20 protein-coding genes are annotated in these 22,216 nt (G+C 68.3%); 9 read left to right on the forward strand and 11 right to left on the reverse strand.

From position 1 onward, the window contains the following. Positions 1-88: 88 nt before the first annotated feature. The 4 genes from WT60_RS20850 to WT60_RS20865 all read left to right on the forward strand — a co-directional run bounded on the left by WT60_RS20850 (position 89) and on the right by WT60_RS20865 (position 5,460). Positions 89-1,414, forward strand: coding sequence for an MFS transporter (locus tag WT60_RS20850; protein WP_060356165.1), 1,326 nt, complete (start codon positions 89-91; stop codon positions 1,412-1,414). 71 nt (positions 1,415-1,485) lie between these two features. After that, positions 1,486-2,652, forward strand: coding sequence for a glycerate kinase (locus WT60_RS20855; RefSeq protein ID WP_059644808.1), 1,167 nt, complete (start codon positions 1,486-1,488; stop codon positions 2,650-2,652). Positions 2,653-2,725: 73 nt separating this feature from the next. Continuing rightward, positions 2,726-4,180, forward strand: coding sequence for a pyruvate kinase (gene pyk / locus WT60_RS20860; protein WP_059576816.1), 1,455 nt, complete (start codon positions 2,726-2,728; stop codon positions 4,178-4,180). Positions 4,181-4,257: 77 nt separating this feature from the next. Beyond that, positions 4,258-5,460 carry a sugar diacid recognition domain-containing protein gene (locus WT60_RS20865; RefSeq protein ID WP_038745916.1) on the forward strand — a complete coding sequence of 401 codons (1,203 nt, stop codon included), beginning with the start codon at positions 4,258-4,260 and terminating at the stop codon, positions 5,458-5,460. 724 nt (positions 5,461-6,184) lie between these two features. On the opposite strand, the gene WT60_RS34600 is transcribed toward WT60_RS20865, so the two are convergent. Further along, complete coding sequence (locus tag WT60_RS34600; protein ID WP_156440055.1) at positions 6,185-6,490, reverse strand: hypothetical protein; 306 nt, start codon at positions 6,488-6,490, stop codon at positions 6,185-6,187. On the opposite strand from WT60_RS34600, the gene WT60_RS20870 reads away from it, so the two are divergent. From WT60_RS20870 to WT60_RS20885, 4 genes are all read left to right on the forward strand, one after another. Then, on the forward strand, positions 6,489-9,296 hold the full coding sequence (locus WT60_RS20870) for a non-ribosomal peptide synthetase (RefSeq protein ID WP_060356164.1): 2,808 nt from the start codon (positions 6,489-6,491) through the stop codon (positions 9,294-9,296). The genes WT60_RS34600 and WT60_RS20870 overlap by 2 nt on opposite strands. A 39-nt stretch (positions 9,297-9,335) precedes the next feature. Continuing rightward, a complete protein-coding gene (locus tag WT60_RS20875; protein ID WP_060356163.1) occupies positions 9,336-10,313 on the forward strand; it encodes an NAD(P)-dependent oxidoreductase in 978 nt (325 codons plus the stop codon). A gap of 24 nt (positions 10,314-10,337) precedes the next feature. Further along, a complete protein-coding gene (locus tag WT60_RS20880; RefSeq protein ID WP_038745922.1) occupies positions 10,338-10,733 on the forward strand; it encodes a nuclear transport factor 2 family protein in 396 nt (131 codons plus the stop codon). Between the two features lie 115 nt (positions 10,734-10,848). After that, a complete protein-coding gene (locus WT60_RS20885; protein ID WP_060356162.1) occupies positions 10,849-11,874 on the forward strand; it encodes a methyltransferase in 1,026 nt (341 codons plus the stop codon). A 373-nt stretch (positions 11,875-12,247) separates the two neighbouring features. Here WT60_RS20885 and phnE read toward each other — a convergent pair whose 3' ends face one another. The 10 genes from phnE to phnG all read right to left on the reverse strand — a co-directional run bounded on the left by phnE (position 12,248) and on the right by phnG (position 21,066). Continuing rightward, a complete protein-coding gene (gene phnE, locus WT60_RS20895) occupies positions 12,248-13,060 on the reverse strand; it encodes a phosphonate ABC transporter, permease protein PhnE (RefSeq protein WP_038745928.1) in 813 nt (270 codons plus the stop codon). Beyond that, positions 13,057-13,857, reverse strand: a complete 801-nt coding sequence (gene phnC / locus WT60_RS20900) for a phosphonate ABC transporter ATP-binding protein (protein WP_231753784.1) — start codon at positions 13,855-13,857, stop codon at positions 13,057-13,059. Before phnC ends, phnE begins: the two co-directional genes overlap by 4 nt. A gap of 47 nt (positions 13,858-13,904) precedes the next feature. After that, positions 13,905-14,804 carry a phosphate/phosphite/phosphonate ABC transporter substrate-binding protein gene (locus WT60_RS20905; RefSeq protein ID WP_059671437.1) on the reverse strand — a complete coding sequence of 300 codons (900 nt, stop codon included), beginning with the start codon at positions 14,802-14,804 and terminating at the stop codon, positions 13,905-13,907. 143 nt (positions 14,805-14,947) lie between these two features. Beyond that, a complete protein-coding gene (locus tag WT60_RS20915) occupies positions 14,948-16,162 on the reverse strand; it encodes an alpha-D-ribose 1-methylphosphonate 5-triphosphate diphosphatase (protein WP_060356160.1) in 1,215 nt (404 codons plus the stop codon). Between the two features lie 15 nt (positions 16,163-16,177). Then, a complete protein-coding gene (gene phnL / locus WT60_RS20920; RefSeq protein WP_226377269.1) occupies positions 16,178-16,984 on the reverse strand; it encodes a phosphonate C-P lyase system protein PhnL in 807 nt (268 codons plus the stop codon). Between the two features lie 2 nt (positions 16,985-16,986). Then, on the reverse strand, positions 16,987-17,763 hold the full coding sequence (phnK, locus tag WT60_RS20925; RefSeq protein ID WP_059644776.1) for a phosphonate C-P lyase system protein PhnK: 777 nt from the start codon (positions 17,761-17,763) through the stop codon (positions 16,987-16,989). Beyond that, positions 17,760-18,647 carry an alpha-D-ribose 1-methylphosphonate 5-phosphate C-P-lyase PhnJ gene (locus WT60_RS20930; RefSeq protein ID WP_060356159.1) on the reverse strand — a complete coding sequence of 296 codons (888 nt, stop codon included), beginning with the start codon at positions 18,645-18,647 and terminating at the stop codon, positions 17,760-17,762. The genes phnK and WT60_RS20930 overlap by 4 nt, the downstream gene beginning before the upstream one ends. After that, positions 18,644-19,930: a carbon-phosphorus lyase complex subunit PhnI gene (locus WT60_RS20935; protein ID WP_060356158.1), complete on the reverse strand. Its 1,287-nt coding sequence runs from the start codon at positions 19,928-19,930 to the stop codon at positions 18,644-18,646. Before WT60_RS20935 ends, WT60_RS20930 begins: the two co-directional genes overlap by 4 nt. Position 19,931: 1 nt before the next feature. Next, positions 19,932-20,576: a phosphonate C-P lyase system protein PhnH gene (gene phnH / locus WT60_RS20940; RefSeq protein WP_060356157.1), complete on the reverse strand. Its 645-nt coding sequence runs from the start codon at positions 20,574-20,576 to the stop codon at positions 19,932-19,934. A 1-nt stretch (position 20,577) separates the two neighbouring features. Further along, positions 20,578-21,066, reverse strand: coding sequence for a phosphonate C-P lyase system protein PhnG (gene phnG, locus WT60_RS20945; protein ID WP_059577022.1), 489 nt, complete (start codon positions 21,064-21,066; stop codon positions 20,578-20,580). Between the two features lie 319 nt (positions 21,067-21,385). On the opposite strand from phnG, the gene phnF reads away from it, so the two are divergent. Continuing rightward, entirely contained in the window at positions 21,386-22,102 is a 717-nt protein-coding gene (gene phnF / locus WT60_RS20950) for a phosphonate metabolism transcriptional regulator PhnF (RefSeq protein WP_038745938.1), read from the forward strand. Positions 22,103-22,216 lie beyond the last annotated feature (114 nt).

Here is a 22,216-nt window from a genome sequence, read left to right on the forward strand (position 1 = left end):
CACGTCTATAGTGCATTCGCCCGATGAATCCCCGGCGCGACGTCCCTACCATACGGCTCACACGATATAAAACGATCCGGAGACGCGCATGACCCCTCCCTCCTCCGTCGCGGCGCGGCCCGCATCGGACCCGCTGAACGACGGCTATCGCAAGGTCGCGTTCCGGCTGATCCCGCTGATCTTCGTCTGCTACCTGTTCAACTATCTCGATCGCGTGAACGTCGGCTTCGCGAAGCTGCAGATGCTGAGCGACCTGCAAATGAGCGAAACCGTCTACGGTCTCGGCGCGGGCATTTTCTTCGTCGGCTACGTGCTCGCGGGCGTGCCGAGCAATCTGATCCTGCGGCGCGCAGGCGCGCGCGCGTGGATCGCGATCATCATGATCGTGTGGGGCGCGCTGTCGTCGGCGCTGTTGTTCGTGAAGACGCCGGCGTCGTTCTATACGCTGCGCTTTTTCACCGGCATCGCGGAAGCCGGGTTCTTTCCCGGCATGGTGCTCTATCTGACGCAATGGTTCAGCGCCGAGCATCGCGGCCGCGCGATCGCGCTCTTCATGTCGGCGATCCCGATCTCCGGCGTGATCGGCGGCCCGCTGTCGGGCTGGATGCTCGACCACTTCTCGGCGGGCCAAGGCGGGCTCGCGGGCTGGCAGTGGCTGTTCCTGCTGCAGGGCGCGCCGACGATCGTGCTCGGCGTCGCGGTGTTCGTGTTTCTGCAGGACCGGATCGAAGACGCACGCTGGCTGTCCGGCGACGAGAAAGCCGCACTCAACCGCGCGATCGTGACGACGGCGGCCGACGCCGCCCGCGCGTCGTCCGGCCAGCCGCACACGTTGCGCGACATCCTGCTGAACGCCGCCGTCTGGAAATTCGGCATCGTCTATTTCTGCATCCAGATGGGGGTGTACGCGATCAACTTCTGGCTGCCGTCGATCATCCGCTCGCTCGGCGTCGGCGGCAGCGGCGCGATCGGCTGGCTGAGCGCGATCCCGTATTTGTTCGCGAGCATCGCGATGATCGCCGTCGGCAAATCCGCCGATGCGCGCCAGGAGCGCCGCTGGCATCTGAGCGTGCCGATGGCGGTCGGCGTCGCGGGGCTGCTGATGGCCGCGCAGGCCGGCAACGCGATCGTGCCGGCGATGATCGGCCTCGTGCTCGCGACGGCGGGCGCGCTCACCGCGCTCGCGATGTTCTGGCCGCTGCCGACGCTCGTGCTGACGGGCACCGCCGCGGCGGGCGGTGTCGCGCTCATCAATTCGCTCGGGCAGATCGCCGGGTTCGTGAGCCCTTACATCGTCGGCTGGATCAAGGACGCGACGCAGCGCACCGATCTCGCGCTCTACATCCTGTCGAGCACGATGGTGGTCGGCATCGTGCTCGTGATGCGCACGCACGCGCGCCGCGCCGGCCGCTGACGCGGGCCATGCCGCGCCTTTCGTTCCTGCATTCGCGCGCGAGCCGCGCGCGCCACCGAAGAGGTTCGTTGATGAAGATCGTGATTGCTCCCGACTCGTTCAAGGAAAGCCTGAGCGCGGTCGAAACGGCGCGGCAGATCGAGGCCGGGTTCCGCGAAGTGTTCGCCGACGCCGACTACCGGTGCCTGCCGATCGCCGACGGCGGCGAAGGCACGGTCGACGCGCTCGTCACGGCGGCGGGCGGCGAGCGTCGCGCGGCAATCGTCGCCGATCCGCTCGGCCGGCCGGCGCGCGCCGCGTTCGGCATCCTGCCCGACGGCACCGCGGTCATCGAGATGGCCGAGGCGAGCGGCCTGCATCGGGTGCCGCCCAAGTCGCGCGATCCGCGCGTCACGTCGAGCCGGGGCACGGGCGAGCTGATCCGCGCGGCGCTCGACGCCGGCGCGCGCCGTTTCATCGTCGGTCTCGGCGGCAGCGCGACGAACGACGGCGGCGCGGGCATGCTGCAGGCGCTCGGCGCGCATCTCGCCGACGCAGACGGCCGGCCGATCGGCCCGGGCGGCGCGCCGCTCGAGCGGCTCGCGCGCATCGACGTCGCCGGTCTCGACGGCCGGCTCGCGGCGTGCGCGTTCGAAGTGGCGTGCGATGTCGACAATCCGCTCGTCGGGCCGAACGGCGCATCCGCGGTGTTCGGCCCGCAAAAGGGCGCGACGCCCGAGATGATCGCGCATCTCGATCGCAACCTCGCGCATTTCGCGGCGATCGTCGCGCGCGATGTCGGCCCGGACGTCGCGCGGCTGCCGGGCGGCGGCGCGGCGGGCGGCCTCGGCGCGGCGATGTCCGCGTTCCTGAACGCGACGCTGCGCCCGGGCGTCGAGATCGTGTCCGACGCGCTGCGGCTGCGCGACGCGATTCGCGGCGCGAGCCTCGTCGTGACGGGCGAAGGCTGCATCGACGGCCAGACGCTGCGCGGCAAGGCGCCCATCGGCGTCGCGCGGATCGCGGCGGAATGCGGGGTGCCGGTCGTCGCGATCGGCGGCGCGGTGACGGGCCAGGCCGACGCGCTGTACCGGCACGGCTTCGACGCGCTCTTCGCGTCCGTCAGGCGCGCGTGTACGATCGACGAGGCCCTTCGCGACGCGGCGACGAACGTGCGCTTCGCCGCGCGCAACGTCGCGGCGGCGATTCGCGTCGGCTGGCAGCTCGGCCGGCGCGCGCCGGCGCGGCACGCCGCGTAGCGCACCCGCATCGGCCGCCCGTTCGCCGGCCGGCCGCATGCATCCGATCCACTTCTCAGCTCTGCACACGGATATGCGAAACGAAAGCCACACCGACCGCGAGCGCCGCCGTTCGACGAAGATCGTCGCGACGCTCGGCCCGTCGAGCTCCACGGAGCCCACGATCGAAGCGCTCGCGCGCGCGGGCGCCGACGTCTTCCGCCTGAATTTCAGCCACGGCACGCATGCCGATCACGCGTCGCGCCACGCGGCCGTGCGCGCGATCGAGGCGCGCATCGGGCATCCGATCGGCATCCTGCTCGATCTGCAGGGCCCGAAGCTGCGCGTCGGGCAGTTCGCGGGCGCTCGCGCGCGGATCGCGAAGGGCCAGCCGTTCGTGTTCGACCTGAACCCCGCGCCCGGCGACGCGCAGCGCGTGTCGCTGCCGCACCCCGAGATTTTCGACGCGGCCCGGCCGGGCCATCTGCTCCTCGTCGACGACGGCAAGCTGCGGTTTCGCGTGGAGGCGGTGTCGGCGGGACGCATCGAGGCGGTCGCGCTGCTCGACGGGATCGTGTCCGATCGCAAGGGCGTCAGCGTGCCCGACGCGACACTCGCGATCCCGGCGCTGTCCGCGAAGGATCGCGACGATCTCGAATTCGGGCTGTCGCTCGGCGTCGACTGGGTCGCGCTGTCGTTCGTGCAGACCGCGCAGGACGTGCACGACGCGCGCGCGCTGATCGGCTCGCGCGCCGCGATCGTCGCGAAGATCGAGAAGCCGCAGGCGGTGACGAACATCGTCGACATCGTCGAGGCCGCCGATGCGGTGATGGTCGCGCGCGGCGATCTCGGCGTGGAGATGTCGCTCGAGGACGTGCCGAGCGTGCAGAAGCGGATCATCCGGCTCGCGCGCGCGGCGGGCAAGCCGGTGATCGTCGCGACGCAGATGCTCGAATCGATGACGCTCGCGCCGACGCCGACGCGCGCGGAGGCGTCCGACGTCGCCGCGGCCGTCTACGACGGCGCGGACGCGGTGATGCTGTCGGCCGAATCGGCGTCGGGCGAGTATCCGGTCGAGGCGGTGGACTTCATGCGCAAGATCATCGCGACGACCGAGGCGGACCCGATCCAGCCGCAGTTGATGAAGGCGATCGTCACCGCGCACGCGCCGAACGCCACCGACGCGATCGGCGCGGCGATCGAGGTGGTATCGGATACACTGCGGCTCGGCGCCGCCGTCACGTACACGGCGTCGGGCGCCACCGCGATACGCCTGTCCCGCCTGCGGCCGAGCACCGCGATCCTGAGCCTCACGCCGCGCGCCGACGTCGCGCGGCGGCTCACGCTCGCGTGGGGCGTGCGCTCGCGCGTCGCGGTCGAGGCGACGGGCATCGAGAACATCGTCGAGATCGCGATCGAGGCCGCGCACGCGGAAGGATTCCCGACGGACGAATGCCCGATCGTCGTCGCCGCGGGCGTGCCGTTCGGGCATCCCGGCTCGACGAACCTGATGCGCATCGTCTGGCCGACCGAAATGACGCGACAATAGGCGTCGGGCCGGGCGCCGGCCCGCGGCCCGCCTGGCCGCCGGCTTTGCCGCCGTTCCCGCAACCCGACCTGACCGCCATGATGATCGATGCCCGGCTCGCGACTGAAATCGTCGCACGCACCGTCGAAGTGATGCCGTTCGACGTGAACGTGATGGACGCGCACGGCCTGATCCTGGCGAGCAGCGACGCGGCGCGCGTGGGCGAGATCCACGCGGGCGCGCAGCTCGCGCTGGCCCGCGCGCGCGCAGTCGAGATCGACGACGCGATGGCCGCGAACCTGAGCGGCGTGCGGCCCGGCATCAATCTGCCGCTCAGCGTGCGCGGCAAGGTGTGCGGCGTGATCGGCGTCACCGGCGAGCCGGACGCGGTGCGCGGCTTCGGCGAGCTGCTGCGCGTCACGGCGGAATTGATCCTCGAGCGCGAGCAGTTGACGGTCGAATTGCGCCGCAACGCGCGCCATCGGGAAGAGTTCGTTCTCCAGCTTCTGAGGCGCACGGCCGCGTCCGCCGAGCTCGAAGCATGGGCCGACCGGCTCGGCATCGACGTGCGCGTCGCGCATGCGGCGATCGTGTGCCGCCTGAGCGGCGTCGATGCGGACCCGGAGGCGGGCGTCGGCCAGATCGAGGCGATGCAGTCGCAGCTCGCGCACGAGTGGCCGCAGTTGCTGACCGCGAAGACGTCGTATCTGGAGCTCGTGATGTTCGATGCGATCGATGCGCGCGCGGCCCGCGACGGCGCGCTGGCGAAGCATGCCGGCAAGCGGCTCGCCGCGCTGGAGGGCACGCTGCGCAAGGTCGCGACGCAGCCGTTCTCGCTCGCGCTCGGCATCGCGCTCGACGGGATCGACGGCTTCGAGCGTTCGTATCAGTGCGCGCTCGCGACGCTGCGCGTCGGCGCGGCCCGCGCGCCGCGGGAGAACACGTACTCGTACTACGAATTCGTGCTGCCCGTCTTGCTGTCGGCGCTGTCGCAAGGCTGGCAGGCGCAGCAGTTGCGCTTGCCGCTCACGCGCCTGCTTGCGCGCGAGCGGCGCTCCGGCGCGCTGCTCGACACGCTGAAGGCCTGGTACGCGAACGACGGCCACCCGAGCGCCACGGCCGAGGCGCTCGGCATTCATCGCAATACGCTCGATTACCGGCTGCAGCAGATCCGCGACGCGACGGGCCTCGATCTCGGCGCGATGGACGATCGGCTCTGGCTGTACATCGCGCTGCAGACGACGGTGAGCCGCCGCGACGGCGATGAGGGCGGCGCAGGCGACGGACGTTCGGCGAGCTGATCGGCGGCAAGCCGCACGGCATCGATCGATCCGGGGCGCACGCGGCGCGCACGCGGCGCGCACCTTCGCATGCGCGTTCCGTGCGCTCACCGCGCTTCCTGCACGCTGTCGAACGGCGCGCGCAACCCCGTTGTCGTCCCATTGTCACCTAATTTCCCGCCGCGTCCGCCTTGCCCGCGTTTCCGGGCGTCTCGCGCTTACCGAACCACCCGTTGCTCGATTTTCTGAAATATCCGTAAATGATACGGATATTTTTTTGAAATTTTCCGATTATAAATATCGTGCGCGCATGTCGTGTTTGGGAGATATATGTCGCCGAATTGAGCGGAATGATTTCGTGCAAATGAACGGATCGACCGATTGGTTTGGAGTCTTATGAATTTCGCGAGAAACTTCGATTTTTAACAAATACTTTCGTGCGAATCGCATTCAAACATCACACGATTTATCGTAGACTTCGTTCCGTTCCAATCGTCAAGATTAATACGGGAACGTCGTCGCTGCAGCTCCCGGTGTTTCATCCAGACGACGAATGTTCCCTGTTTCGCTTCAATGTTGCTCGCTTGAACCGGCGCCGGCGCATCGACGGCGCCGGAGCACCGATGATCGGCCGATTGCCCGCAGCGTCTCGCCGGTTGTCGAGCTGTAAATCGTTCTCGCGCGGCCAATGAATGGCGTCGATCATTGGCGCGCGGAAAACAATCGATTCGTTCCGCATCTTTCATCAAAGCAATCCAGGGATTATTCCGGGAATCCGGTTCATTGGCGCGCCTGATTTGAAATGAGCCGAGCATTTCGGATCGCGGCGGCGGCCATTGTCGGAAATCGCCCGAACAATCCCGCCTTTGCCGGGAGATCGGCCGATTCGTCTCATGCAGTCGAGTGTCAATCGGCCGCCGATCCTTTCTTCGGAAAGCCGGCGGCCAGTCAGGTAGGGATTCACCCTGCAATCGTCAATCGACGCGTCCGCGCGGACACGCACGGGCGGTCGTTCATCAATTGCGCCACAAGCATGGAGTGCCTGCACCATGACGACATCCACCCTCGATTCGCCGCGCCTTTCCGAACACGAATCGCGCGTTCCTTCGCCGCAAAACGCCGCCGACCTGCTGTTGCGCGCCGCGCGGCTGCATCCGCACACGGGCGTTCGCTTCGTTGCCGCGGAGTCCGAAGAAAACGGCACGTTCCTGACGTATCCCGAGCTGCTGGACGAGGCGCGCCGCATTCTGGGCGGCCTGCGGGCGCGCGGCTATCGCTCCGGGATGAAGGTCGCGCTGCTGCTCGAGCACGCAAACGATTTCATCCCGGCGTTCTGGGCCTGCACGCTGGGCGGATTCGTGCCGTGCCCGCTCGTGCCGATCCGCAACGATCCCGAGCGCTGGGCGAAGCACCTCGCGCACGTCGACGCGCTGCTCGACCATCCGCTTCTCGTCACCACCGAGGCGCTGAAGAACGATTTGCCGAGCGGCGCGTTCGCGGTCAACCTGAACGCGCTGCGCGCGGGGACACCCGACGAGTCGGTTCATGTCGCGCAGCCTGCGGACCCCGCCGTCTTCGTGCTCACGTCCGGCTCCACGGGCAATTCGAAGGCGGTCGTGCTCACGCACGGCAACCTGCTCGCGTCGATGGCGGGCAAGAACGATCGCCAGCAGCTCACCCGCGCGGACGTCACGTTCAACTGGATTTCGTTCGATCACGTCGCCGCGCTGCTGGAAGCCCATCTGTTGCCGCTCTACGTCGGTGCGGTGCAGCTTCACGTCGAATCCGCGGCGATCCTGACCGATCCGCTCAGGTTCCTGCATCTCATCAGCCGCTATCGCGTCACGATGACGTTCTCGCCGAACTTTCTGTTCGGGCAACTGAACGCCGCGCTCGAATCGATGGGCGACGAAGCGTTCAACGCGTTGCGCCGCAAGCTGGATCTGTCGTCGCTGCGGCATGTCGTCTCGGGCGGCGAAGCGATCGTGGTCGCGACCGGGCAGCGCTTCCTCGATCTCCTCGCGCCGTGCGGGCTCGCTCGCGATGCGCTGTGGCCGGCCTTCGGCATGACCGAGACGTGCGCCGGCTCCGTGTATTCGCGTGAGTTTCCGCAAGGCGACGCCGGCCGCGAATTCGCGTCGCTCGGCCTGCCGGTTCTCGGGCTGCAGATGCGCATCGCGGACGACCGCAACAACGTGCTGCCGGACGGCGAGACGGGCGAGTTCCAGTTGCGCGGCCCGATGATCTTCCATCGCTATCACAACAACGCCGAAGCGACGCGCACGGCGTTCACCGACGACGGCTGGTTCCGCACCGGCGATCTCGGGCGCATCGAGCGCGGCCGGCTCTCGCTCGTCGGCCGCAGCAAGGACAGCATCATCGTCAACGGCGTCAACTACTTCAGCCACGAGCTGGAAACGACGCTCGAAGAGCTGGACGGCATCAAGCGCTCGTTCGTCGCGGCATTCCCGACGCGCGGCGCGGGCGACGAATCCGAGCAGCTCGTCGTGACGTTCACGCCGTCGTTCCCGCTCGACGACGAAGACGAGCTGTATCGGCTGATCATCGCGATCCGCAACAGCACGATCCTGCTGTGGGGCTTCCGGCCCGCACTGATCCTGCCGCTGCCGGAAGACGAATTTCCGAAGACGAGCCTCGGCAAGACCCAGCGCACCATCATGCGCAAGCGTCTCGAAGCGGGCGGCTACGACGGCTACAAGGCGTGCGCCGCGGATCTCGCGAACCGGCAGATGGGCGGCTACGTCGCGCCCGAGGGCGAGACCGAGGCGGCGGTCGCCGCGATCTTCGCGCAGATGTTCCAGGTCGAGCACGACGCGATCAGCGCGACCGCGAGCTTCTTCGATCTCGGCGGCACCTCGCTCGACATCCTCAAGCTGAAGCGGCACGTGGAGCAGCGGCTCGCCGTTGTCGATCTGCCGATCGTGACGATTCTCCAGAATCCGACCGTGCGCGCGCTGGCCGCGCGTCTCGCGCCGGGCAAGCGCGTGACGGCGGGCGAATACGACCCGGTCGTGCCGCTCCAGCTCACGGGCGCCAAGACGCCGCTCTTCTGCGTGCATCCCGGCGTCGGCGAGGTGCTCGTGTTCGTCAATCTCGCGAAATACTTCGTCAACGAGCGCCCGTTCTACGCGCTGCGCGCGCGCGGCTTCAACGAAGGCGAGACGTACTTCTCCCGCTTCGACGAGATGGTGAACGTGTACGTCGATGCGATCCGCCGGCGGCAGCCGCACGGGCCATACGCGGTGGCCGGCTATTCGTACGGCGGCGCGGTCGCGTTCGAAATCGCGAAGGTGCTCGAATCGCAGGGCGAGCGCGTGGATTTCGTCGGCAGCTTCAACCTGCCGCCGCACATCAAGTACCGGATGGACGAGCTCGACGAAGTGGAGGGCGCGGTCAACCTCGCGTTCTTCCTGTCGCTGATCGACAAGCAGCAGTCGCTCACGCTGCCGTCGCAATTGCGCGCCGCGATGCCCGAGCAGGACCCGCTCGCGTACCTGATCGACAACGCGCCGCCCGGCCGGCTCGCCGAGCTCGACCTGGATCTGCCGAAGTTCCGCGCCTGGGCGGGGCTCGCGCAATCGCTGCTGACGCTGGGGCGTTCGTACGCGCCGTCCGGCGACGTGGCGTCGATGTCGATCTTCTATGCGATTCCGCTGCGCGGCACCAAGGAAGACTGGCTGAACAAGGAGCTGCGCCGGTGGGACGAGTTCACGCGTGCGCCGAATCGCTACATCGACGTGGCGGGCGAGCACTACACGCTGATGGGGCCGGCGCACGTCGCGACGTTCCAGGCGGTGCTGCGGGCCGAGCTCGACCGCGCGCTCGGCGGCAAATGACCGGCGTCTCATGTCACGGATGACCAAGGAGAGAGGCTCATGACTGTGTCAGGCAACGACAAGCGTGGCGACGCGAAGCAGACGCGCGCGAAGCGGAAGATCTTGATCACGGGCGCGACTGGCCAGGTCGCGCGGCCCGTCGCCGAAGCGCTGGCGGCGGAGGACGAAGTATGGGCGATCGGCCGCTTCGGCGACGCGAGCGTCGAGGACGCGTTGCGCGCGAAGGGCGTCAACACGCGGCGGTGGGACATGGAGCGCGACACGCTCGACGGCCTGCCCGACGACTTCACGCACGTGCTGCACGCCGCGGTCAGGCGCGGCGAGGACGGCGATTTCGAGAAGGCGATCGAAATCAACACGGTCGCCACCGGCCGCCTGATGACGCATTGCCGCCACGCCGAATCGTTCATCTACGTGTCGAGCGGCAGCCTGTACGCGCGGCAGGCGCTCGACCATCCGTATGCGGAGACGGACCCGCTGAACGGCGTCGCGCACTGGCTGCCAGCGTACCCGATCGTCAAGATATCGTGCGAAGGCGTCGTACGCGCGTTCTCGGCCGTGCTCGGCCTGCCGGCCGTGATCGCGCGTCTGAACGTCGCGTACGGCCCGTACGGGCACGGCGGCGTGCCGGTGCTGCTGTACCGGCAACTGCTCGCCGGCAAGCCGATTCCGGTTCCGCGCGAAGGCCAGAACTGGGCGTCGCTGATCCACACCGACGATCTCGTCCGGCAGGTGCCGCTGCTGTGGGATGCGGCGAGCGCGCCCGCACTCGTGCTGAACTGGGGCGGCGACGACGCCGTCGGCATTCAGGACTGCATGCAGTACGTCGCGGACATCACGGGCGTCGACGCGCGTTTCGAGCGCGGCGACGTGACGCGCGAAACCTATGCGTTCGACAACACGAAGCGGCGCGCGCTGATCGGCGACTGCGGCGTGCACTGGAGGGAGGGCGTGCGCCGGACGATCGAAACGCACTTCCCCGGAGCGGTGAAGACGCACCCGGCCGCGCAGCCCTGACGCGCGACACAGGAGAAATAACCGATGTCGACCAACATGCAGACCGTGCGGGCCTCGTACGAGGCTTTCCATCGCCGCGACCTGCCCGGCGTGCTCGCCGCGCTCGCGCCGGACGTGCTGTGGACCCACCCGGACGGCATGGGCCCGTACGGGCTCGGCGGAACGAAGCGGGGCCACGACGAAGTGATCGCCTTCATCAGGCACGTGCCGACGCACATCGCCGAGATGCGGCTTGCGCCGGAGGAGTTCATCGAATCCGGCGACCGGATCGTCGTGCTCGGCACGCGCGGCGTCACCGCCGTCAACGGGCGCAGCGCGACGCTGAAGTTCGTGCACGTATGGAAGTTCGTGAACGGCAAGGCGGTCACGTTCGAAGATCATTTCGACACGGCGGAAATGATCAAGCTGATCACGGCTTGATCGTCCCGGCTCGCGCGGGCGGCGGCGCGTGCCGTCGGCCCGCGTCGGTTCGCCGCGCGGCCGCGCGAGACCAGGGCGACGAGCACATTCCCATTTCGAAACAAGGAGAAGCTTCATGGCGAAAGTGGATGCGAGCCCGGCGCCGCACACCGCGATATTGCAGATGATCATCGGCAAATGGCACGCGCAGGCGCTGTACGTCGCGGCCGAGCTGGGCATTGCCGATCTGCTGGCGGAGAAGGAACGGACGGCGGCCGAGCTGGCCGCCGCGACGGACACTCATCCGGAAGCGCTATATCGCGTGCTGCGCGCACTCGGCGATCTGGGCGTTTTCGTCGAAGGGGACGGGCGGCGTTTCAGCAACAGCCCGCTCGGCGAAACGCTGCGGTGCGACGTGCCGGGCTCGATGCGCGGGTTCGCGCGCATGGCGGGCATGGACGTGGGCTGGAAGGCGTGGGGCGGGCTGCTCTACAGCGTGAAGACCGGCCGAAGCGCGTTCGAGCACGTCGTGGGCGGGCCGGGCTTCGAATACATCGATTCGCACCCGGAGGTCGCGCAGATCGTCAACGACGCGATGACGAGCGTCAGCGAACTCGAATCGCCGCCGGTGGCGCGCGCGTACGATTTCTCCGGAGCCCGAACGATCGTCGACGTCGGCGGCGGTCACGGCCTGCTGCTGGCGACGCTGCTCGCCGCGAATCCGCAGGCAAGAGGCGTGCTCTTCGAGCTGCCGCATGCTTGCGACGGCGCGCGGCGGCTGTTCGCGAAGCACGGGCTGACCGACAGGGTCGAGGTGGTCGCGGGCGACGCGAGCAAGTCGGTCGACGCGCAGGGCGACGTCTACGTGATGAAGCACGTCATCTGCGATTGGGACGACGAACAGGCGATCCGGATCATGACGAACTGCGCGGAAGCGATGCCGTCGGGAGGCAAGCTTCTGCTCGTGGAGGCCGTGCTCACGCCGCCCGGCGAGCCGCATTTCGCGAAGCTCCACGATCTGGAAATGCTCATCATGAGCTCGGGCGGGCATGCGCGCACGGCCGGCGACTACCGGCGGCTCTATGAGGCGGCCGGATTGTCGATGACGGCCGTTTATCCGACCGAAGGCATGCATAGCGTCATTGAGGGCGTCAAACGGTGACGCGGGCGGCAGGGCACGCCGATCGGCGGCGCGCCCTGCCTTGCCGCGCCGCGCCTTGCCTCGTCGCCGTGACGTCCGCCGACGAGGATTCGCGCCCGACGGCCGATGGCATGTTCACGCGCGCGCATCCGGCGCGCGGCGATCGACCGGATCGGGGCGGCGCCGCGCGCAGGCTCGGCGGCGAACGGCGATCGCCGGGCCCGACGCCGCGGACACAGCGTTCATGTCGCGCCGATTGGCCGCCGCGCGCACGGAAAGGAACGGGCGGCAACGATCGATGCGCGCGCGGCGCACGTTCGCCTTCGCGCGCGGCGCGTCGCGCGATGCATCGAAGCCGCCCGCCGCGCGAGTTGCGCGAGTCGCGCCAATCCCGTCAAGTCACCTTGCCGCGCAGATAAGCCGACAGGTGTTCGGCTCCCGTCACGAGAAAGAACGTGATGATCAGCAGCAGCGACACGGTCTGATACTGGAACAGATTCATCGCGGTCAGCAGATGAAAGCCGATGCCGCCCGCGCCGACGAAGCCGAGCACGAGCGACGAACGCAGGTTCTCGTCGAAGCGGTACAGCGCGATGCCGAGCAGCGACGGCAGCACGCCCGGCACGACGGCATGCGTGAAGACCTGCAGGCGGCTCGCGCCCGTGAGCGTCAGCGCTTCGACAGGGCCCATGTCCATGTCCTCGATGACTTCCGAGAAAAGCCGCCCGAGCATGCCGACCGAATGCACGGCCAGCGCGAGCGCGCCCGGGAACGGGCCGAGGCCGACCGCCGTCACGAACAGCAACGCCCACACGAGATCCGGCACGACCCGCGTGACGCCGATCAGCGAGCGCGCGGCAAGGTACAGCGGCCGCGCCGGCGTGACGTTGGCGGCGGCGAGAATCGCGAGCGGAAACGCGAAGACGACGCCGCAGACGGTGCCGAACATCGCGACGTCCACCGTCTCGATCACCGCCCACAGGCTCGATTCGAGCTTGCCGAAGTCGGGCGGCATCGATCGCGACAGGATGTCGAGCATGCCGTGCACGCCGGTGACGAGATCCTGGGGGCGCGCCTCGACGACATAACAGGCCTGCGCGAACAGCGCGACACCGAGCAGCGCCGCGACGAACAGGGCGGCGGGCCGCGCCTCGCGCGCGCCCGGCCGCGGCGCGCAGCGCACGCTGTGGTTCATCGTATGGCTCATTGCGGCTCCGATGCGTAGAGGCGGGCCACCCTCGCGGGATCGACGGACGCGGCGGCATCGTCGAACACGACCTCGCCCTGGCGCAGGCCGATCAATCGGTCCGCATAGCGTTGCGCGAGCGCCGGCTGATGCAGCACGCAGACGATAGCGATGCCGTCTTCGGACGTGAGCCGGCGCAGCAGCCGCATGACTTCCTCGGCCGCCTCGGGGTCGAGGCTCGCGAGCGGCTCGTCGGCGAGCAGCACCTGCGGCCGCTGCGCGAGCGCGCGGGCCACGGCGACGCGCTGCGCCTGACCGCCCGACAGCGTGCTCGCGCGCTGCCGGGCGAGATGCAGCAGGCCGACTTCGTCGAGGAAAGCGCGCGATGGCTCGACCTCGGCGCGCGGCACACGGCCGAACGCGGTTTCCCACGTGCGGTAGCGGCCGAGCGCGCCGGTGCACACGTTGGCGAGCACGCTGCGGCGCTTCACGAGGTTCGCATGCTGCGAGATCAGCGCGATCGGCAGTCTCGCCACGCGCAGCGTCTCGCCGGACAGGCCGGCGAGATTGCGGCCGGCGATTTCGATCGTGCCGCTCGTCGGCCGGTTGAGGCCCGCGACGCATTTCAGGAACGTCGACTTGCCGCAGCCGTTGCTGCCGAGGATCACGGCGAACTCGCCCGCGCGGACGGATAGATCCAGCGCGCGCAGCGCGAGATGCCCGTTCGGATAGCGCATCGACAAGCCGCGCACCGCGAGCTTCGTCTCTGCGCCGGACACGGCGCGCGGCGGCATCGCGGAAATGGGAGCGAACGACATGGGCGCGTGTCCGAGCGCATCGATGGAGGGCGTTCCGACAGGCAGGTTCATAGCTTGCTCAAGTCGATGTTCAGCATCGAAACGAGGCTGCGAATCACGTCATACGCAGCGTCCGTCTGCGGCGCGGTACGCAGCGCCGGCCCCAGCGCCGCGGCGATGAACTTCTGCGTGCCCGGCGACAGCTCGTGGAAATCCAGATTGCTCAGTACCTCGGTCAGTCTGGCCTTGACGTTCGCCGGCAGATCGCCGCGGATCGCGATCGGATCGATTGGAATCGGTTCGGACTGCCACAGTGTCACGAACGCTGCCGGGTCGTACTGATTGCTGAGCTTCGCGCTCGCGATTTGCGAGCTGTTCAGCTCGCCTGCCTTCACCTTGCGATTGCGCAGCGCCTCGTACGACGCGGTGTGACTGCCGGCGTAGAGCGCGCGCACGTCGGCGTGCGGATCGATGCCGGCTTTCTTCAGGCCGAATGCCGGGAACAGGTGCCCGGACGTGGACGCCGGGTCCGAAAACGCGAACGATTGCCCCTTGACGTCCGCGAGCGTCTTGATGCCGGAGCCGGGCCACGTGACGATCGACGCGGTGTAGGTCGCGGCCCGGCCGTCCTTGCCGGCGAACGTCGCAACCGCTTCGGCGCGCGCGATCTTGTTGGCGAGCACGTAGCCGAGCGGACCGAATTCGGCGATGTCGAGCTTGCCCGCACGCATCGCCTCGATCTCGGCGTTGTAGTTCGTCGCGATCGACAACTGCACCGGGCAACCGGTTTTCCTGGCGATCAGGTCCGCGATCTCCTTGTACGCGGGCTGCAGCAGCGCGGTGGCTTCGTAGGGAACGACGCCGAAGCGGATCGTGCCGCCGCTCGGGCACACGGGTTCGGCATGTGTCGCGCCGACCGAGACGCAGAGCGATGCGGCGGCCGCCGCGAGGATTGTCGAGAGTTTCAATTTGCGCTCCAAAGGATGCGGTGATCAGGGGCGAGAAATCGATGAAAGTTAGGGTGACTATCTATCTGGATTGGTTTGCCGTTCAGGCTGACGAACCGACGAACCGACGAACCGACGAACCGACGAACCGACCGACGGCCGCGTTACTGCGCCGCAGTCGCTTCGCCGGACCGCAGCGCGCTCGTCAATCCGCCTGCGGCGGCGCGCTGCGGATACCGCGTGGAAAATACGTGGCGGCCTGCGTTCCAGGTGTTCGTCACCACCGGCCAGCGCTCTTCGAACGACACCGACACGAGATCCGCCCGCGCGCCGAGCGCGATGCGGCCGCGATCGGCGAGGCCGCAGGCGTCTGCGGGATTGCGCGTGACGAGCGCGATCGCCGACGGCAGGTCGAGCTGCGCTTGATCGGCGGCGATGAACGCGGCCACGACGAGCGCCGACGGCTGATAGTCCGAACACAGACAGACGGATTTGCACGCGCGGATCGCGTCGATCGCGCGCATCGAGCCGCTCTGGCTCTTGCCCCGCAGCACGTTCGGCGCGCCGAAGAGCGCCGGCAGCCCGAGCTCGGCGGCCGCGCGGGCGGTTGCTTCGTTGGTCGGGAATTCGGTCATCCGCACGCCCAGGCGCTTCATCGCGGCGACGCGCGCGGCCGAATCGTCGTCGTGGCTCGCCGTCGGCACGCCGGTGCGCTGCGCGTGCGCGAGCAACGCCGACATCCGTTCGTTCGCGCCTGCCTGCGACGCGAGCTTCTCGGCCGCGATCGCATGCGCCGCGCCGCGCTCGATCCGGTGATTGCCCGTCAGATAATCGATGTACGCATCGAGCGTGCGGAACTGGCCCTGGCCCGGAGAGTGGTCCATCACCGACAGCAGGTCCACGACGCCTTCGTCGAGCAGCCGATGCAGCAACGGCGCGGCGGCCGCGTCGGTCACTTCGTAGCGGCAATGAATGCGGTTGTCGACGAGCCCGCTGCGTCGGAACGCGGCGACCGCGCGCACCAGCGCCTGCGCGGTGTCGTTGTCCCGCACGCCGGCGTCGGCGCTCGCGAACGAGATCGCGTGAAAAGGCGTGGTGATGCCCGCCGCCGCGTTGCGGCGATCGATCTGCGAGGCCGCGAAATCGAGCGGGAACAGCACGCGCGCACGCGGCTCGGCTTCCTTTTCGATTGCGTCGCAGTGCAGATCGACGAGCCCCGGGATCAGCGTGTGCCCCGTTAGGTCCGCGTGCGCGGCGCCGCTTGCGCCGTCCGGCTCGATCGCGACAATGCGGCCATGCTCGACGAGGATCGCGCTGTCGTCGAGCACCGCGTCGGGCAGCACGACGCGCGCGCCCGTCAGATAAGTCCTGTTCGTCATGATCGGCTCCGGTGATCAGCCAGGTTGCGCGGCGTCGGCCGCGTTGCGTTGCGGCGGCTGCGACGGGGCTCGCGCGCCGGGCGAATGCGGTTGCGTTGCGGTGTCCGGCGCGTTCATGGCGAGCGTTCGCGTGCCGACTGCTTCGCGCACCGCGCGATCGTGAAAGATGCCGATCAGGCAGCGGCCGGCCGCGCACGCGTCGCGCATCAGCTCGATCACGATCGCGGCGTTCTCGGCGTCGAGCGATGCGGTCGGTTCGTCGAGCAGCAGGATCGGCTGCTCGCCGATGAAGCCTCGCGCGATGTTCACGCGTTGCTGCTCGCCGCCTGAGAACGTCGCGGGCGGCAGATGCCACAGTCGGCCGGGTAGCCGCAACCGCTCGAGCAGCGCTGCGGCGCGCGCCTCGGCCTCCGGGCGGCTCGCGCCGCGCTGAAGCAGCGGCTCGGCGACGACGTGCAGCGCGCCGATGCGCGGAATCGCGCGCAGGAACTGGCTGACGTAGCCGATCGCGATTTGCCGCGCGTGCAGCACCGCCTGCTCCGACGCGCCGACGAGCTCGAGCCACGGCGCGTTCGCCGGGGCCGTCGCGCTCGCGGGCATGCGGATGCGGATGCTGCCTTCGGTCGGCAGATAGTTGCCGTACAGGCAGCGCAGCAGCGTGCTCTTGCCGGCCCCCGAGGGCCCGGACAGGATCAGGCAGTCGCCCGCGGCCGCGTCGAGATCGACGGAATCGAGCACGGGCAGGCGCACGCCGCCCTGGTTGTGCAGCGTGAACGTCTTGCCGAGCCCGCGCACGCTGATCATCGTGGTGGTGTCTGTCATGGTCAGTTTTGCAGCATCGAGGAGACGAGCAATTGCGTGTACGGGTGTTGCGGATCGTCGAGCACCTGATCGGTGAGCCCGCTCTCGACCACCTCGCCGCCCTGCATCACGAGCGTGCGGTGCGCGAGCAGCCGCGCGACCGCCAGATCGTGCGTGACGACGATCGCGGCGAGCCCCATTTCGTTGACGAGCTGGCGCAGCAGATCGAGCAGGCGGGCCTGCACGGAGACGTCGAGCGACGCCGTCGGCTCGTCCATGAAAACGAGGCGCGGGCGCGTGACCAGATTGCGCGCGATCTGCAGCCGCTGTTGCATGCCGCCCGAGAAGGTCGTCGGCGCGTCGTCGAGGCGGCCGACGTCGATCTCCATCTTGTCGAGCCATTGCGCGGCCGTCGCGCGCAGCTCGCCGTAATGGCGCTGCCCGATCGACATCAGGCGCTCCGCGATGTTGCCGCCCGCGCTGACCTGCATGCGCAGGCCGTCCCGCGCGTGCTGCCGGACGAAGCCCCAGTCGGTGCGCGCGAGCAGCCGCATGCGCGCGCCGGCGAGCGCCGCGAGATCGACGAGCCCCTGGCCCGGCAGATCGTAGTGAACGGAGCCGGACTGCGGCGCGATTTGCGCGGACAGCGCGTCGAGCAGCGTGGTCTTGCCCGAGCCGGATTCGCCGACGATGCAGAGCACTTCGCCCGGATGGAGCTCGAAGCTCACGTCGCGAAAGCCGTGAACGCCGTCCCAGGTCTTGGTCAGGCCGCGCACGGACAACAACGGGCGGGCGTTCATGCGGCGTCCTCCTTGGCTTGCTTCGCTTGCTGCGACACGGTTCGCTCCGCGCAATATTCGCTGTCCGAACAAACGAACTCGCGCGTGCCCTGATCGTCGACGATGATCTCGTCGAGGTAGCTCTTGTCCGAGCCGCAGATCGCGCAGCGCTGTTCCCATTTCTCGACCGTGAACGGATGGTCATCGAAGTCGAGGCTCCTGACCGGCGTGTACGGCGGCACCGCGTACACGCGCTTCTCGCGCCCGGCGCCGAACAGCATCAGCGCCGGATTGCGGTCGAGTTTCGGGTTGTCGAACTTCGGGATCGGCGACGGACGCATCATGTAGCGTCCGTTGACGACCACCGGGTAGTCGTATGTCGTCGCGATGTGGCCGTATCGCGCGATGTCCTCGTAGAGCTGAACGTGCATCGCGCCGTATTCGGCGAGCGCGTGCATCGTCCGGGTTTCCTTCTCGCTCGATTCGAGCCAGCGCAGCGGCTCCGGAATCGGCACCTGGAACACGAGGATCTGGCCTTCGGCGAGCGGCGTTTCCGGCACGCGGTGGCGCGTCTGGACGATGGTGGCGTCGCGCGTGCGCTCGGTCGTCGCGACGCCGGCGACCCGGCCGAAGAAGCGGCGGATGTTGACCGCGTTGGTCGTGTCGTCGGAGCCCTGGTCGATCACCTTGAGCACGTCGTCTTCGCCGATGATCGATGCGCTCACCTGAATGCCGCCCGTGCCCCAGCCGTAGGGCAACGGCATCTCCCGGCTGCCGAACGGCACCTGATAGCCGGGGATCGCGACCGCCTTCAGCAGCGCGCGGCGCAGCATGCGCTTCGTCGCTTCGTCGAGGTAGCCGAAGTTGTAGTGCGGATCGCGTTCGACTTGCGTGTCTGTCGTCATGCCGATACTCCGTGAGGCGTCATCGCATCGGCGTCGGCGTTCGCGCTTGCGTTCGCGTCTTGCGCCTCGCGTGTTTTGCTCACGTCGCTCACGTCGCGCACTTCGCGTATCTCGTCGGCGCGCGGCGCGCACTCGGCCGAGCCGCCCGCGGCCGCGGCCGCGGCGTCTTCGTGCGCGCGTTGCGCGTTCAGCCGCCGCAGCAATTCGAGCTGCGCCTGGAAGTCGACGTGATGCGGCAGCTTCAGATGCTGCACGAAGCCCGACGCTTCGACGTTGTCGCTGTGGTAAAGAACGAATTCCTCGTCGTTAGCGGGCGACTCCGCGCTTTCGCCGAGCTCGACGGCGCGCATCGCGCGATCGACGAGCGCCATCGCCATCGCCTTGCGCTCGCTGTAGCCGAACGCGAGCCCGTATCCGCGCGTGAAGCATGGCGCGTGCGCAGCGTTGCCGCCGAAGTCGTTCACCATCTGGCACTCGGTGATGTCGATCTCGCCGACGGTGACCGTGAAGCCGAGCTCCGGCAGCTCCATTTCGACTTCGACGCTGCCGAAGCGGATCTCCGCGACGAACGGGTGCGTATTGCCGTAGCCGCGCTGGGTCGAATAGCCCATCGACAGCAGGAAGCCTTCGTCGGCGCGCGCGAGGTTCTGCAGGCGGGCCGCGCGATCGGCCGGGAGCTGCATCGCCTCGCGCGTCAAATCGACGGGAGCGGGGTCGCCCGGCGCGGGCGCGTCGCGTTCGATCAGGCCGTCGCGTTCGAGCAGCGCCGCGATGCCGGGCATGTTTCCGCACATCTGCGCGGGCATCGACGCGCGCTCCGCGCATGCTTCGCCATCCGAAGCGATGCAGCCGGGATGCGTGGCGGCCGGATCGCGCGCGGCTTCGAGCGAGAAGTCCAGAAGCCGCTGCGTGTAGTCGTAGGTCGGCCCGAGCAGTTGGCCGCCCGGCACGTCCTTGAACGTCGACGAGATCCGACGCGAAACCGCCATGCGGCCCGTGTCGATGGGCTCCGCGTACGCGAAGCGCGGCAGCGTGGTCCGGTACGCGCGCAGCAGGAAGATCGCCTCGATCAGATCGCCCGCCGCCTGCTTGATCGCGAGCGCGGCGAGACGGCGATCGTAGAGCGACCCTTCCGCCATCACGCGCGACACCGCGAGCGGCATCTGCGCGACGATCTGCGCGATCGTCAGCTCCGGAATCGACGGATCGCCGCGCCGGTATTCTTCGAGCATCCGGTACGACTGCAAGATGGCTTTTTCGCCGCCCTTGACCGCTACGTACATGTCAGTTCTCCACGACGATGGTGCGCGGCAGGCCGCAAAGCGCGTTGCCGCAGACGAGGAAGACGTCGACGCCGAGCGGAAACCGCTCGTGGTTGAGGCGCCATTGCGCCCAGAAGCCGTCGGGCAGCCCCGCGACGGCCAGCGCCTGCTCGTCGAGGATGCCGGGGCCGCGCAGCGTCACCGCGTCGCCTTCGCCGAGCGCGGTCACTTCGATCAACAGCGTCGTCGAGCGGTCCGGGTAGGCCGGGTCGCCTTGCGCGCAATCCGCGAGCTTCGGCATCGCGCATGCGGCCGGCACCGCGGCGAACGTCGCGTGCGCGGGCGCCTTTGCAAACGTGCATGCGTTGTGAAAGCGCAGGAAGCGGCGAATCTCGTCGTCGGCCTCGGCGGGCAGCCACAGCGGCGCGTCCGCGTCGGCGAGCGTGAGCAACAGCGCCGTCATCGCGGGCGAGAGCCCTTCGGGGACGCCGCACGCGTGCTCGGCGCCGAGTGAACGGATGCGTCCCGGATGGGCGAGCGCGGCGAGCGCGGCGCGGAACGTCGATTGCGCGCCGCGCACCGGATCGGCGAATGCGGGCAGCAGGCCCGGCGATGCGGGGCGCGGCATCACGGCGGCGACGGCGGCGGTGTCGGTATCGAGCGTCATGTCATTCGTCTCCGCGCGACAGCGTGAAGAAATCGACGCGCGTGCGGCTCACGTCCGCCGCATGCCGGGCGCGCCGCGCGGCGCGCGATGCGGCGAGCGGCGCGACCACGCTTTCCCGGACGCGCGCATGCCACGCCGGCGACTGCATCAGCGCGTCGACGAGTGCCGCCTGCTCGGCGTGCCGCGCGCTGCGCCCTTGCACGTAGGCGATGCCGACCACGCCCTCCGGGAGAGACAGCGCGCACCGCGTGACCGTCATTTCGCCGAGATTGAAGCGCGCGCCGGTGCCGCCGGCGCGCCCCTGAACCATCGTCATGCCGATTTCCGGCGACCGAACCCAGCGATAGGCCGGCAGCTCGGCGCTGTCCGCGAGCGCGCGCATCGCGCGATCCAGCTCGTCCGATTCGGCGAGCGCGAGCACGCGCAGCCAGTCGGCGCGCAGCCGCTCGTCGGGTTTCGGGGCGGGGCGAATGTCGGGAGCGTTTCGCATTGCTTTCGGATTCTCCATGGTGCGTCGAGGTGTTCCCATGTTTGCCCGCAGCGCGCGGCCGCCGCCGTGACGGCTCGCCGGCGGATCGCCGCGCATCGGCATGCGACACCCGGCCGAAATCGTAGAAAATGTCTATACCAACTGGTTTAGACAAGTTGATTGGCGACCATTGCAGCAAAGTGCGGTGAAGGTTTCGTGACGGCCGCCGATGTGATCGAAAATGTTCGCCGTGTCGGGGAGGCGAGGCTTGCTCGCGTGGAATTGCATAGAATCGTTCGATCCGATATCGTCCCGAAGAACTTCCGACTCAAGAGTGCTCATGGAACGCCGTTCAGGTATCGCAGTATGGCGACAGATAGGTGAATCGCTGGCAGAGGAAATCCGGACCAATCGCTACATGCCGGGCACGTTACTGCCGTCCGTGTCGGATCTGGCCGCGCGTTACGACGTGAACCGCCACACGATCATGCGCGCGATCGCGGAACTCCAGCAGCACGGGCTCGTGCGCGTGGAGCGCGGCCGCGGCACTTTCGTCGAGTCGAGCATGCTTCAGTATCCGATCGGCAAACGCACGCGCTTCACCGAAACGCTGCGCCGGCAGGGCGTGCTGGGGTACGTGACGCTCGTCCAGTCCGACGTGATCAAGGACGCGGACATCGCGCGCCATCTGAAGCTGCCCCGCACGGCGAAGCTTTTGCACATTCGCGTGCTCGGCAAGGCCGAGAAAACGACGATCAGCCTTTCCGACAACTACTTCGAACAGAAGCGCTTCCCGGATTTCGCGGATATCCTGCGCGAGACGCATTCGATCTCCGCGGCGTACGCGCGCTACGGGATTGACGACTACGTCCGGCAATGGTCGAAGGTCACGGCGCATCTGCCGGAGCCGGACGTCGCGCGGCTGCTGGAGCAGTCGCGGCTGCGGCCGATTCTGCAAGTCGAGGCGCTGAATACGGACCTGAAGGGCGCGCCGCTGCAGTACACGCTGGGAAGCTTCGTCGGCGACGGCGTGGAGCTGCTGATCGGCGAGGAATGAGCGGCGAGCGCGCGAACGGATATGGCGTGCTCGTGCGCGGCGGATGGGTATCGAGTTCGGTGATTCGATAGGTTATCTAGACTGGCCTATCTAGACATCTTGGTGTCATCGTCG

Source organism: Burkholderia sp. MSMB617WGS (genome assembly GCF_001532025.2).
Lineage (GTDB): Bacteria > Pseudomonadota > Gammaproteobacteria > Burkholderiales > Burkholderiaceae > Burkholderia > Burkholderia savannae.